10 protein-coding genes are annotated in these 13,896 nt (G+C 49.0%); 1 reads left to right on the plus strand and 9 read right to left on the minus strand.

Translation table 11 applies throughout. The annotated features are described in order from the left end of the window. Window positions 1-33: 33 nt before the first annotated feature. The 5 genes from AC58P5_RS02635 to AC58P5_RS02655 are packed head-to-tail and all read right to left on the minus strand — an operon-like array spanning window position 34 to window position 8,860. Entirely contained in the window at window positions 34-3,711 is a 3,678-nt protein-coding gene (locus tag AC58P5_RS02635) for a hypothetical protein (RefSeq protein ID WP_497384400.1), read from the minus strand. Window positions 3,712-3,757: 46 nt separating this feature from the next. Beyond that, complete coding sequence (locus tag AC58P5_RS02640; protein ID WP_497384401.1) at window positions 3,758-5,575, minus strand: Neamine phosphoribosyltransferase; 1,818 nt, start codon at window positions 5,573-5,575, stop codon at window positions 3,758-3,760. Further along, the gene (locus tag AC58P5_RS02645; RefSeq protein ID WP_497384402.1) at window positions 5,565-6,803 is read right to left on the minus strand and encodes a glycosyltransferase; all 1,239 of its coding nucleotides are present in this window, start codon (window positions 6,801-6,803) and stop codon (window positions 5,565-5,567) included. Before AC58P5_RS02645 ends, AC58P5_RS02640 begins: the two co-directional genes overlap by 11 nt. Before the next feature lie 18 nt (window positions 6,804-6,821). Further along, complete coding sequence (locus AC58P5_RS02650) at window positions 6,822-7,574, minus strand: SPASM domain-containing protein (protein ID WP_497384403.1); 753 nt, start codon at window positions 7,572-7,574, stop codon at window positions 6,822-6,824. Window positions 7,575-7,603: 29 nt separating this feature from the next. Further along, the gene (locus AC58P5_RS02655) at window positions 7,604-8,860 is read right to left on the minus strand and encodes a DegT/DnrJ/EryC1/StrS aminotransferase family protein (RefSeq protein WP_497384404.1); all 1,257 of its coding nucleotides are present in this window, start codon (window positions 8,858-8,860) and stop codon (window positions 7,604-7,606) included. Between the two features lie 770 nt (window positions 8,861-9,630). Here AC58P5_RS02655 and AC58P5_RS02660 point away from each other — a divergent pair. Continuing rightward, entirely contained in the window at window positions 9,631-10,056 is a 426-nt protein-coding gene (locus tag AC58P5_RS02660) for a DUF4259 domain-containing protein (protein ID WP_497384405.1), read from the plus strand. Window positions 10,057-10,343: 287 nt separating this feature from the next. Here AC58P5_RS02660 and AC58P5_RS02665 read toward each other — a convergent pair whose 3' ends face one another. The 4 genes from AC58P5_RS02665 to AC58P5_RS02680 form a co-directional block, all read right to left on the minus strand. After that, window positions 10,344-10,688, minus strand: a complete 345-nt coding sequence (locus AC58P5_RS02665) for a serine hydrolase (protein ID WP_497384406.1) — start codon at window positions 10,686-10,688, stop codon at window positions 10,344-10,346. A gap of 16 nt (window positions 10,689-10,704) precedes the next feature. Next, complete coding sequence (locus tag AC58P5_RS02670) at window positions 10,705-11,889, minus strand: ROK family transcriptional regulator (protein WP_497384407.1); 1,185 nt, start codon at window positions 11,887-11,889, stop codon at window positions 10,705-10,707. Between the two features lie 179 nt (window positions 11,890-12,068). Further along, window positions 12,069-13,130, minus strand: coding sequence for a suppressor of fused domain protein (locus AC58P5_RS02675; protein WP_497384408.1), 1,062 nt, complete (start codon window positions 13,128-13,130; stop codon window positions 12,069-12,071). Window positions 13,131-13,254: 124 nt separating this feature from the next. Then, the gene (locus AC58P5_RS02680; protein ID WP_497384409.1) at window positions 13,255-13,872 is read right to left on the minus strand and encodes an NAD(P)H-dependent oxidoreductase; all 618 of its coding nucleotides are present in this window, start codon (window positions 13,870-13,872) and stop codon (window positions 13,255-13,257) included. Between the last annotated feature and the right edge of the window lie 24 nt (window positions 13,873-13,896).

Below are 13,896 nucleotides of genomic sequence, written 5' to 3' on the forward strand. Positions count from 1 at the left end.
TCACTCCTTAGTCATGACATGCGACACGGCAGATCAGATATACAAAATTTCTTTTTGAATGTCATATCTCTTTTTCCCGGGACCCGTAAGCCATGTATCCAGCAGTTGATTTTGCGCCTCCGTTCCGGCATATGGGACATACTGCAAATCGTCGGTTAATTGCTGCAAAATGTCTTGATCCAAAGAATCCGCATAAGCGTTGAGCAAAACCTGTTTGGCGCGTTTAAACGACTTGCCCCGTTTGCAGAGCTCCTTGGCCACGTCATTAACGGAAGAAACGGTTTTGAGATATTTGGCCGGACAATAATGCAGCAGCTTGTCTGTCACGCTGGATTGCAGCGCTTTATCCCAGGCCGGCAGCGTCTCAATGACTTTATTCGCGGCATCTTTATGCTTCAGCAAGTTTTTGGACACAAGATCGTAGGTCAACTGCCGGTCATGCAGCGTCTTTAGCTTGTCCACGGTCTCCAGAGGATAACTGGAAGCAAGCAATAAGGCGATATAGGTTGCCGATTCGTAATGCTCCAACCACTCCGAATATTGACCGGCGCGCGCCATCCCGTCTTCCAGTACGGCAAGCTCCCCGACCATACGATCGAACCCTTCCCGGTATAAGGAGAGCAGGCGGCTTCGCAGGGACGATGAAAGACACAGGTACGTAAAGAAAGTGGACATGGCGAACAATTTCAAATTGATAAATTGCCCCTGATCGTCGAAATTGACTCGATAGTTTACCAGCTTCCGAAAAATATCTTTCCATTCCGGTTCATTCAATTGAGCGGGCAAATCCTCAACGGCAGAAAGCGGATTATGCGAAAAATCGTAAGAGCTGTCTAAAACAAACCGGATGATGTGAAAAATAGTTTTGTAATCGCTTTGCTTCAGTGCGCCTTCTCCGCTGGATTTTACAGTCATATAACAGGTCCACGTTCCGGCTACCTTCTCGTAATGAGTACGGAAATGATAGGCCTCGAACCAGTCGTTGCATTTGTTCATAAAGGATGCAAAAGCCGATAATCTCGCGATTTCGTCGTCATGTACGGAAGGAGGCTCGCTAAATTCGACCGAAACGGAGTGCTTGTAGAACATAAACCCTGCCTTGTGCGTACACATCGCCAGCTCGATTTCGAAAAAATCCTTCTGCATCCGCAGCAATCGGTTTTCCTGTTCGGAAAAAGATTGGGCGAACGCCACCATTTCTTGGACGAAAAGAGGCATATGGGCACCCTCCGACGCGGGAACCACATGTAACGACCACTGGTGCAGCACGTTGTGCAGCTGATGCAAATTGGTTAACGACAAATCTCCGGCCTTGCCTGTTTCGGCTTCTTCAATTCTCGTTTTCCAATGAATTTCTTCCAGGAAGTAATCTTCGATTTCCGCTTGCCGGTCTTGTTGGAGCCGTATCCAGTCAAGGAAGGTTTGAATCACTTTCTCGTTCTTATCGAACTGCCGGATTAAACCGAGCCATTCGGTCAACAGTCTGATATACGCTTGATAATAGGACGGACTGCCGTCATCAATCACACTTAAAAGAATTTCTTTGGCCGATTTATCGTACGTTTCAACCACCGTATGAAAAACTGAGCTGCTTAACTCGCCGAGCGACTCGTATTTATTCATCTCATTGTTCAGATCGACGAAAACCTCGTTAAAATACGGAAATCTGCTGATAACGCTCAAATCGTACGGAATGATCGAAAACTCTTTGCTGACTAGAGAATAGTTGCGATAGAGATCGAACAATTCCCGGTTTGCTATGGCATGCTTTAAAAATTGGCACAGGTGCCCGGCATTAAAAATCCCGTTGCGGGATAGATCCAGAACGATTGGCAGATCTTCATCCTCAACCGAAGAAAGAATTCCGATAAAGCTTTGGATCAGTGCCTCTTCCTCCTGCTTCGAATAAATGCACAAGGCGTCCAAATACTGTTCAAATAAAAACAGCACGTCCAGCCGCAATTCGATAGCTCCCGAGTTAGCGTTCATTTCTGCACGGACCCGCTCCAGAAGCGTTTCACGGTCCCGGCTGCCGCACTTGCCCAGCAGAGGATGGATCCGCAGCACTTTCCAGTACACGAGCGTTTCTTTGTACCGGCTCGAGTCTTCCGGCTGCCGCTCGAAATAAGCGGCGATGCTCCTGTCTTTGAGCAAGTTTTTCGCATGAAACAGGGCCAGAAAATAATTGATCGATGCTTCCGGCCACTCACGGCTTTTTAAAAACGCGTCAACCGTTTCACCCGTCAACCCATCGGCGGCATTTGCATAATAGCTCGGTGAACGGACTCCATCTTTTCTGTGAATAATGAAGCTGTAATCCGGATAAGCACTGTTTGCTGCCAAATGCTGTTTAGTCTTTTCCGAGAAGAAGGGCTTGTTTAACACCCCGTTAAAGTACTCATCCGACGATACCGCCTTAGCTTCCGAGAGCTGCTTCTTCCCTTCCATATCTTGAACAAGAATACAGTTATCCGGAAGGGGAATAATTTCCCGGGTCTCGTATTCCAATGTCTTGACTTCTTTATTATGGCTGTACAAACGGCACTGCAGGGAAAACGGATCGAGAACGATATAATTCATACTTTCGGGTATAAGCGTTATCTCGATACGAATGACCGGGATTCCGACCTGGTTAAACATAATTCCGGCATGTTCCGTTCTCGTACCGAATTCCACCAGGATGGCGGCGATGTCCTCTTTATTGTCCTTGCTCGTGTACTGAAGATAGGCGTTCCAGGCCTCGTTCAAGGTGACCGCCTTAATAAATTTGCCGAAGAACGGCTTGCCGCCCTGCGAGATGAACTCTTTGGCATCCAGACAAAGGGCGGAGTCCTTTTCCAATGCCTTTGTGGAGGAATCCGACAGTTCGTAGACATGCTGGAACAAGCGGTAGTTCTTGGCCGGTCTTGTCTGCACCAGAAACAAGCTTTGCATGTTCACTTCCTGAAAAATATGACCCTGCCACAAATTCAAATCTTCGTTCGGCAGCAGATACCGGACACTATTATTCGCTTTCACATGCTGCGTTGAAAAAAGATCGAATCCGAATGCTATCTGCCCGGTGAGGTTCCCGTCTGCAAGTTCTGTTAAACTTGTCATGGAAATCGTTCCGAAATCCGTGTCCCCCACCCATTCACAATCAAGCGCATAATTCGGCATCGTGCCGTGCAGGTTTTTAAGCAGACCGATGATCGTCAGCAAATCCTCTCCCCTGACATAGGGGGTTGCATCGTACGGAACGGGATGGCCCGCATGCTCCGATTGAACCAACGGCTGGACAAAAACGGGAATAGGTTCATGATCGTGCAGATGCCGGTCCACGAAAAGCCGATTCTGATTCCTGGCGTGCTCCGTGCTTCCGCTCAGCATGACCTGCGCCAGCACCTCGTAAAAGTTATCCCTGTGCTCGCAAACTAAACTGAGATAAGCGCCGGCATTCGTTGTTTCGTTCAAGTCTTCTTCCCCGGAACTCCTGATTATCCATGGCAGGTCCCCGCAAACCTTTTCAATTTGTTCGAACGAGGAAGGTTCGCTTTGTTCTATGTACCGGGCTAACCGACCCGGTAATTCCTCCTCGGTTCCGCTGTAGTGTTCCAGGAATTCAACGGCTAGTTTAGGATCGATTGGATAGAGAGGGGGAATATGCGCTGTAAACGTTTCATTGTTCCGCAGCTCCATCAATCTCTCGCACTTTATTCCGAAGCTATTCATACAAAGCCTCCTCAAGCATGGACATGGTTTCGTTCGACCGTGACATTTATTTTACATCCGAAAGCTTCGGCTTCATGGCCTGAAGATACTCGAATGATTGCATCGTTTCCTTCAAAATCAGCTCTTTCGAAAAGCGGCTTTCCCCTTTGGCCTGTTTTAAAAGGTTCGTGATTTGCAGAACGCAAGCGATCGGCAGGGCATCGGTAACCGCTCGAACGGTTAAGGATTCCGTTTCTTTATTCACCCGGTTTACCAGCAGACGGACGTCATCGGGCCTTACCCTGTTTTCTAAAAGAAACGAAGCCAGCTCCACCTCGATGTTTGAAGTGCCTCCCCAGGTTGAGTCGATGTGAAAGCGGTACGCTTTCAAACGTTGACCGGATGAAAGCCCCACTCTCCAGTGCCCGTGTCCGTTTGCGTAAGGCAGCGACGTGTAAACATGAGGGGACAAGGTCCATTCGGTTTGCAAACTGCGTTCGAACCAGTCCATGTCATAGGGCAGCTTTCTCCCGATGAGGTCCTCCATCTCCCCAAGATGAGCATGCCAATGATCGGCTAAAGGATGAACGGAATGACCTCCGCTTACTTGACACGTCTCAAGCAGCGTCTTCCAGTAACCGGAAACGTTATCGCATATATCACCGCTCACGGTCGAAAGCATGGTGGCGAACATTTCTCTCATTTCCCGCAATCCCGGTTCATATTTCGTCATCACATAACCGTCCAGATACGCTAAAACATCAGGGAAATACTTTTCAAACTTTTTCAGCTGATGAAATTGAAAGTCACCGAAAAGGTCTTTCCCTATAAATTTTGCGAAGATGACCGGCTCATTCGTGCTTTTTCGCTGGACGTAAAACGGTGTTTTCTTCGGATTAATCCGAAAGGGAGCTTCATGGCGATACATCGGGTCATTCCAATGAGGCACGGATTTTTTATAAGGGACCACTTCCAAATCCGCCGGACGCGCGTCGGATAAACCCAGCTTCGGCCGAAGAAACTCTGCCAGCTCGTCCGAATTTCCGAGCATCTGCCATACGCGCTTTTTATTCGCCGCATTCAGAGGGACACGATCGGTCAATTTCGCAAGCCGGTTGTTCTCGATTTTAAACAACCGGCCCGGAGACGAGACCCAGACGGGCTTGCTCAACCGATACATGACGCGAAGTCTTCTGGCAAGCTCCAGAACAGTCCCGCCTGTATGCGGCTGATCTTCGAGGATCACGATATCCGTATCCGGCGTTATTGTTGCCGGCAGCATTGAGAGTTCCTCGGGCAAATACAACGACGCACCCGGATCGGTAGGCTTCCGCAGGGCACGAACTGTGCAATAAAGGGCCTCATTTCCCCATCTCTGCTTCAAAGCCGCTGACCAGAACGGAGCGTAGAAAGCGCCTCCGGTTCGAACGCCGATGAGTACAGGCGGTGAAGACGGATCGGCGCGGTCTCTCAACCAGTGCAGAGCATCTTCGGAGCATACCTCCAGATCGCACAAATCATACCCGGAGCATTCCGGGGTTCGAAGCTCCTGCATCACTCTGATTAAAGAGAGCAGCTCCGGTCTTTTCTGCGTAACGGAGGATGTTGCAACCTTATAGTCCGGCCATGCCAGTGTACTCCCCCACGCCTCCTGCGTACCTTCCGCAATATCGGAAGCAGCCTGCACGCAAAGGCTGCGCTGAGAAGCCAGTCGGACAGCCAGTCGATCCCTGTCTTCAGAATGTACGCCGCACCGGCTCAGCAAAAGCAAATCCGCCAATCGCTGCTCCAAGATACAGGCGTACATGTAACGATGAAGACGGTCCTTGCTTCCTCTGACGTAGCTTTCCAACTCGTGAAACAAAGAGATCGGATTATCCTTCATGGACGGCAGCCTCTTTTGAAGAATACAAATTCAAATAATTCGGATACACGCAGTGAGGCAAAAATTTACTGACCACCTCGGGTCTGGAATGCAGCCTGAGGGACTCGGCCACCGTGTCGTTCGTCAATATTTTATAAGCCTCGTCGGCGATTCCTTTTACGTCGCTCGGATCCGTTAAAATCGCGGTTTCTCCGTGAGTGAAAATATCGGCGGGACCACCGTTATTGGTCGAAATGATCGGAACTCCGGCAATGGCGGCTTCAATCAGACTTCCGCCGAATTCCTCATGATGGGAGGGCAGCAGGAACAGCTGGGCATGGTGCAGATAACAGGAAACAAATTTATGTGAAATAAAACCGGTTATGCGGAATTGGTTCTGCAAATTGGCCGCTTTAATTTGTTCTTCCATCGCCTCGCGCTGAGGACCGTCCCCGCATACGATAAATTGCAAATCGTCGATTTTGTTTGCAAGCTCTTTTGCAACGCTTACAAAAGTAGCCCAGCCTTTTTCGTGTGCGATTCTGCCTAGAAACAAAACCGTTTTTTTGCCGAGAAGTTCGCTCTTTAACCGGTTGCAAAAAGGACAATCGATAGAATGACTGAGATGATTCGACCCGATGCAGTCGCTGATCGCGGTCATTTTCGACGAATCCGCAAGGAGACGGTTGTAGCTATCCAGTCTCTTATCTGTAAGAACGACGGCTTTATGACTGAGTTCGATGCTCTTTAATTCCACGGATTTAACAAAACCGTGAACGAATTGATCCCACTTGTTCATGGGCTTGTACGTAAACATCCGGCTGCAATGAATCGTTAAAATCAAAGGCTTCTTTAAATATTTCTGAGCGAACATTCCGGCAAGTAACGGCCACACCACTCCGCTTGCATGGACATGAATCGCATCGTAGTTCTTCTTCTTCCCGTTCAGAACGATCCATTTGACAGCGCCCATGAACCAGCTCTGATCGAGAAACACCGTTCCCGTTTGGCTGGACTTAAACGGCAGCGTCATAAAACGAACGGAATGGACGGTCAACCGGTCCCGGAGCTTTAATGTTCTGGGGATACCGGGAATGCCAGTTGTAAGGACATCCTGCCTGACTCCTTGGTCGGCAAGCCATTCCGTCAAATTCGTAATTTGCACCTGCATGCCGCCCATCGGATCAAACCGGCTTGGCCATTCGGTAGTCTCAAAGTAGTAATGAGGGGTAAGCCGCAAAATATTCAAACGTACACCCCCTCTTCGTTACAGCACATAATCGTATTGTTCTTCGGTTTGCACGCTGACATTGTTGCAATTTTTGCACAAATCCGATTTGCCTCGATGCCCTTCTTTTAACATTTTCCGGAAGGACGTAAATTTGTCATTGTTCCAAATATCCGAAATATGATGTTCGCTGATATTGCCCATAACCATCTTCTGATTGAAATCTTCAAAGCATGGCAGCACATTCCCCAAAACGGTAACAACGGCCAGATTGGATGGCACCATGCACGACATGTTGGCTTTCGAAGCCTGGGGTATGTTATCCAGAATCCCACCGCGATTGGACAGAATCAGCTCCGAATGATCGAGATAGACCACTTTTTCTTTGTCCGCTCCCGCCAGTTGGTCGTATACGCCTCTGAATTTGTGTTTGGCTCCGGCATGCTGGGTCACAATAAATTTTTGAATACCTAGTTCCGTCAAAGTCTGCAGCCGTTTTTCGGTAAGAAAATCCCCGTTTGTGTAAATAATGGGCCTCGCTCTAGGAATATATTCCGTTGTCATGCCCACAAACAAATCGAGATTTTTGCATAAAAGCGGCTCCCCGTAAAAATGAAATGAAATACGACCCGAAAAATCCAGCGAACTTAACTGTTCCATCAGCGTTTTGTACAGCCCGGGGTCCATCTCTCCGTTTTCTTTGCGCGTGGAAACACTATTGGGGCAATACCAGCACGTGCGGTTGCATTGAGAATTCACTTCTACTTCGATCATCGAAAACAGCTTATCCATCCCAATTCCTCCTCGCTAATCATCCTTCGTTAATGAGTCACGCAAAATTTTCGGGCAAGTTCGGCTACGGCATCGACCAGAAGCGACAGATGTGAGGGTTCAGCCAATAAAATAGCATGGTGGATAACGATGGATTGCTCGGAAGCTTGTTCGGACACAGGGTAGTGCAGCCCTCTCCAATAAGCTTCTGTCTTACGAACCGCCTTCGGATAACGGTTCTTAGTCCAGGGACAGAATAGGGGATTTTTGTGGACGGGGAGGTACGGCGGATGCAGGTAAAACGTCCCCATATTGAGCTTATCCCGAAGAATTTCGCAGAACTGATCCGCATTCATCCCGCCGAATTTCACCGGATCGAACCGGAATACATACCCGTAATAAGTTTGTCTGCTGACTTGAGGAGGACGCTTCATCACCTTGATTCCATCAATTTTGCTTAACGCCTCGTTTAAGAACATGGCGTTCTTTTCCCGGATCGCGTTTTTGTCATCCAGCTCCTGCAGTTGATCCAGAAGAATGGCCGATTGAAATTCGGACAAGCAATAGTTAGAGCCTTGAATTTCTCCTTTTTTGACCAGCTGCATGTCACCGTGCATCAACTCGGAGGAATTATCGCAATAAACCCTGGAATCCGCTCTCAATTGTTGGATGAGTTCAAAAAGACGGGGATTTTTCGTCACGATAATCCCCCCTTCTCCGGCCGTTAACACCTTGCCCTGCTGGCAGCTGAACGCCCCGATATCTCCTATCGTTCCTGCACGCTGGTTGTTCCAAACGGAACCGTGGCTTTGCGCGCAATCTTCAATCACGAAGAGGTTGTGTTCTTGTGCAATTCTGCTTATTTCATCCATATTCGCCATGCTTCCGAACAGATGGACAGGGATAATGGCTTTCGTTTTATCTGTAATAGCCGACTTTATCAATTGAGGATCGATACAGTAGGTATCCGCCTCGACATCCACAAAAACAGGAAGAGCATTCACGTTTAAAACGGCGGTAGCGGTTGCAATCCAAGTCAGGCTGGGAACAATAACTTCGTCGCCTTCGCCTATTCCGAGTGCTTCGAGCGCAAGCATTAAAGCGGTGGAGCCACTCGTCGTCGGCACACAGTAGGGAACCCCGTTGAAATCCGCAAAAGCGTTTGCGAATTTCCGTTCCATGCTTTCCTCCCCCGTCCAATATCCGCTTATCGCCCATCTGTTCGACTGAAACACTTCTTCAATTTTCTGGCGGGTACGATCGGAGTGTTGAGGCCATTCTGGCCACTGGACAATTTGAATGGTCATGATAACTCTCCTTTGGACAAATAAAGTCTATTAATCGACTGTAGTTGCCATATTCTGTTATATATGGATACAATTACATCCTATAATTACCATAATTAAATGTCAACTACCATTTTTGGTAATTAAATGGTTTTTAATTTTGTTTTAGAGGTAAAATAAACGAGATATAAACCATAAATATATTCATTTTACCTATATTTGGTTTTTTTATCATCTTTTGCTTCTACGCATAAATCGTGTATCCGTTTCTCCTTTTACGGGAAATGAGGCTTGAGTCACAATGAATAGGTCTGAGCTTTCAATCGCTCAATCATCCTGCCCATCCTTTGTACCTAACGCTTGTCGGCATCGTTGTCGGCATTTTATGACAATATACGCCGAAATATTTGCTGGCTTATAGTCTCAACGCATTATAGGCAGCGCCTCAAAACTATGAAATCCCGTTGTAACGGTTCATTTTTCAGACAAGAAACTTTCCATTGACACCATACTATCTCCAACGATGCTACGTGATAGCCCCCAATGAATTAATTGACACAAAAATACCCCCAATCAAATTATTTGGGGGTATTTAGTGATATAAAGCTTTGTTAAGCTATGCTTAATTCCATCCATGTTAGCAACTACGGCGAACTATTTCAATTGAACTATCGTACCCGATAATTGAATTAGTGCAGGGTGTTGCCATTAAAGGAGTCCCGGTAACTTTTGACGCGCATTGGACACGCTCCATATAATGAAAGAGAACGACAGTGACAGGAGGATATCGAATGGGAGCATGGGGAATCAAAGCGTTGGAAAGTGATGCAGGGTTGGATCTATTGTCAGCGATAGAGGAACTGCTTCCTTGTGAGACGGTGGATTTGTCTGAGTTGATGGTGAAGCTCAGAGCGGATGATTTCCTCTATGACGAAACAGCGCTGGGCCTTGCGGAGCTGTATATCGAATTTCAGGAGAATGGCGGTTGGGATTACGAAGAACGCTCCTTGAAGCAAGTACGAGCGTTCACGGCCGATCATGCCGCGCTTGACGCTTTGCTGCAGCATCTGAAGGTTATTTGGAATGACATTGAGGATGGGGGCGGCGAACGGGATCTGGCGGAGCTGTGGCAGGAAACGCCAAGTTGGGATGAATGGCGGACGCATGTGCGGCAGTTGATGGAGAAATTGGATGCACGACTTGCCAAAGAACGGTAGAAGGATGATTGAACGAGACCACAAGCGCCGCTATCCGATGATAAGGTTCCGGCGTTTTTTTAGCGGATTTCCGCTATTTTCTGCTGTTGTTGTCAACGAACTGGTATGATAGACCCCCGACCGGTTGGTGGCAATAATAGAACTCTATGATAATTTTGCCTATTATGTACTCTATACTAGCGTTTGATTTTCCAATGACATTCCCAAGAGAACGCCTGAGGTGATCATAAACAATCGGAACGTTTGCAAAATTCGCCATAATTCTTCTTGTCGAATGACAGGGTCGATTACCGGGACATTTGATTTTTCCGCACAAAAAAGGCCCGGCTTTCAGGCCCTGATCTTCCTTCGATATAGTCCGTTAATCCTGTGAGCAGTCCGAATCCGTAATTGGAATAACGGTGTCTTCCTTTGGTCTTCGGAGTCTCCGACATGACCGCTTCCGTTAATTGTGACTCCGAATAACCGGCATACGGATTCATGCGGTCTTGAACGGCCGCTTTAAAATTCCCCGGTACCGTCCCAAGTCCTGCCGTATGAGTAACCAATTGAAGCAGGGTCGTCTGCCTGGCAAAAGGACTCGCGGACAAATCCGGAATTAAATCGGCTATCAGGCCGATCCGGGGCGGCATGGGCACTTTTATAGGTCTAGCCGATATAATCTTCAAACACTTTATGCAGCATCAGAGTGGAAGCCCCGATAATGAAGTTATTTTCCCCGTATGTGGCGGGAACGAGCCGGCTTTCTTCGAACGGTATCGGGAACGGAAACTGCAGGAGCCTCCTCTTCAGCTCGTTCATAAACTTCTCCGAGCGGTTCATCCATCCGTGCAAAACGACCGTCTCGGGGCTGATGAATCCGATAACGAAAGAAAGCAGCGTATGAACGAACAGATAACAGGTCCGTCCCATCACTTCCTCGGCCAGAGCCTCTCCCTCTTCATACCAGTCAAGCAATTCGTCGAACGATTGCGGAATGCGCCCGGCGTTTTGTTGGCGGGCGAGATTTTGCGCCTTCAGCAGGATCGACGTCTCCGTTAAGACCGTTTCGATGCATCCGATTTGACCGCACTCGCAAGGCGGACCTTCCGGATCGACCAGAATGTGACCGATCTCACCGGCCGCGCCTTTATAGCCATTGTAAACTTTACCGTCGATAACGAGCCCCATCCCGATACCGGCATCCAGAGAGAGGAAGGCGAGATTGTCCGATCTTTTGGCGCCGCTGCCCGTTTCGGCGAAGGCGGCCGCTTTAACGCCGTTAACGACGAGGACCGGGTAATCGAACTCGCGCCGGAGAAGCTTTTTCACTTGAAGCTTACTGATTTTAAGCCGCGTCGATTTGATGATCGTTTCTCCGAGGTCATCGATTATGCCGGGCGTCGAGACGACGATTCCCTTGATCTCCTGCTCGTCCTTCACCACACCGGATTCCAGCAGCCGGTTAACGGCATCCTTGATGAATTGCAGCACCTGGTCGTTGCCCTCGCAAACCGCCCGGTGAAATTCATAGACAATTTCGCTGCGGAAATTAACTAGTGCCGCGCCTAAACGGTTATTCCCGAGCCGGACCGAAATAATGTACCCTTTGTCCCGGCTGATTTCCAAAGCGATGGCTCTCCGGCCGGCGCCCGGCGAAGATTTTTCGCCGACTTCCACGACAAGCCCGTGCCGGATCAGTTCATCGACCAGCGACGAAACCGTCGTTGCGCTTAGCTTGGACCGCTGGGCAAGTTCCGCCCGTGACAAACTTCCTTCACGCAGCAGCATGTCCAGAAGGAGCGAGCAGTTTATTTTTTTCATCAGCTGCAAATTGCCTTTAACAACCTTCATGGCAGGTGAATTCCTTTCCGAATTAATAAGGACACTTTAATAATAGCGCCGCCGCCGCATAATATCAACAAACCCGATATGCTTAAGATGAAAAGAAACCCCGTGCTCCGTCGCGGTATACGAGGCGGATTACGAGGTGAGTAAGATGCGTCTCCGGCACTAAGTTATATTTCCCGCAGTCAACCGATAACTTCCACTACGTTTCCTTCGCTGTTCTTAATGTTTGTTTTCACGATACGGATGAGCGCTCCCTGCAGGGAAGGAATCTCAAGCACGCTCTCTTTAGGCACTAAGCCTCTGCTCAGCTCGCCGGCAGCCTTCTCATCGAGAATGATCCTGACCTCGTCTTCTCCGGCAGCACACTCCGGCTTTTCTCCCGCTTTAAAGATCACGCGGATTTCCGGTCCCACGAGGGTGAGATCTTTTCCTTTCAAGATCCGCCCTTGCAGCAGTTTGCCGATAATGCCGGCTTGTTTGGCCCCCAGCGTAAGCGCTGCGGGAGTTTTGCTCAGCCAGCCTTTTTTGCCCGGCTCCCAAGCGAGCTGATCCACATACAAAAAACCGGTATTGGAACCATCCTCCCGCATTCCTTTCTCCGCGGCTTCGGAAACGGCCTCCATTTTAAGCAGAGAATCCCGCGATATATTCGTTATGTACTGCGGCATATAGGGCAAACAAGCGGAAAGCATACCAAGCGTATTCCAGGTTTGCATGGCTTCCAGCTCATCTTTCGTAATTCCGACCATCTGGATAAATTGTACCCGCCCGTTAGGCGTATCGGCGGCAGGAAGCTCCGGATCTTGAATAAAAGCCAGAGCGGTCAGCCGGGTATCGGAACCGAGGCAGATCGGACCGTTGGCGTCCATGTAATCACCCGACTGAAAAATATTGCCGCTATTGAATATGTACCTCCCCATATTTTGCAGCAGGTTGAGTGCCCAAGCCGGGGGTTCTTCCTCATCCGCCTCCCGGGCCAGCCGAAACGTCAATTCGAATCCGTAGCCGCTTTCTTCCGGGTTGTCGGATTCCTTATCGTAAAGTTCCGAAAATCCGAACGTTACGAAATGCCAATGCGGAGCAGGCTCGTCCGCTTTGTACGCGCTGATTCCATCCAGCGGATCGGGTCCTCCCAGCGCATAGGAGATAAGCGTTCCGTAATGTTTCGGCTCCTGATCCCCGTAAAGCTTCACGAATTCCTTGTCAATGGCGTCCCAGCCCGCCGTATTCGGTTCTGTGCTCATGTCCGATTCCTCCCGATTTCTCACCATGTGTCTGTTTGGTACAAACCACTCCCATTATACTCTCCCGGAATCCGAACGTCACATAAGCCGAAGTTCCCCTTCTGAGGAACATCGGCTTTGCTTTTTACAGGGAGGCCTGCATCTTTTGTTTCATTTCGCTGATCATTCTCTGCCGTGCGATCCGGGGATCGAGCTCGGGAGTCAAAATATGCCGGACGTACCGTTCGGCGCTGCTCTCGATCTGTTCGTCGGCCGCCTGATTCGCACCGTGAAATTTGAAATGCGGAAGCATCGTCATGCCGATCTGATTGGCAAAAGCTTGCAGAGGGCGGGTCAATTCACTGATCGTGTACCCGATCAACCCGCCTGCCTGATAAGTCTCCTCCGCACCCCCGATGGAAACGGCGAGCAGGAGTTCTTTGCCCGCAACGGCTTTTCCGCCGGGACCGAACAGCCACGCCGTTGTAAACACTTCATCCAGCCACTGCTTCAGGAGCGGCGGTGTGCTGTACCATTGAAGCGGAAACTGCAGCACGAGGCGTTCACATTCCGCCAGTAAAACCTGCTCCCGCCCGATATCCAGTGCCTTCTCCGGATACGAGGCATACAGGTCATGCACGGTTACCTCGCCGGAATGTTTCTTCAATTCTTCCACCCATCTTTTGTTGACGCGGGACTGCTGCAAATTCGGATGAGCCACAACGACTAACGTTTTCAGAAAAACATCACTCTCCTTTACCACATCTTATTTTTGATTGATTTATAA

It is taken from the genome of Paenibacillus sp. JT31N7, assembly GCF_059692095.1.

Excerpts from the sequence above, each read along its gene's own strand:
- AC58P5_RS02665 (WP_497384406.1), bottom strand. The coding sequence starts at position 10,688 with ATGCCGCCCCGGATCGGCCTGATAGCCGATTTAATTCCGGATTTGTCC.
- AC58P5_RS02675 (WP_497384408.1), bottom strand. The coding sequence starts at position 13,130 with ATGAGCACAGAACCGAATACGGCGGGCTGGGACGCCATTGACAAGGAA.
- AC58P5_RS02660 (WP_497384405.1), top strand. The coding sequence starts at position 9,631 with ATGGGAGCATGGGGAATCAAAGCGTTGGAAAGTGATGCAGGGTTGGAT.
- AC58P5_RS02635 (WP_497384400.1), bottom strand. The coding sequence starts at position 3,711 with ATGAATAGCTTCGGAATAAAGTGCGAGAGATTGATGGAGCTGCGGAAC.
- AC58P5_RS02650 (WP_497384403.1), bottom strand. The coding sequence starts at position 7,574 with ATGGATAAGCTGTTTTCGATGATCGAAGTAGAAGTGAATTCTCAATGC.
- AC58P5_RS02670 (WP_497384407.1), bottom strand. The coding sequence starts at position 11,889 with ATGAAGGTTGTTAAAGGCAATTTGCAGCTGATGAAAAAAATAAACTGC.
- AC58P5_RS02655 (WP_497384404.1), bottom strand. The coding sequence starts at position 8,860 with ATGACCATTCAAATTGTCCAGTGGCCAGAATGGCCTCAACACTCCGAT.
- AC58P5_RS02640 (WP_497384401.1), bottom strand. The coding sequence starts at position 5,575 with ATGAAGGATAATCCGATCTCTTTGTTTCACGAGTTGGAAAGCTACGTC.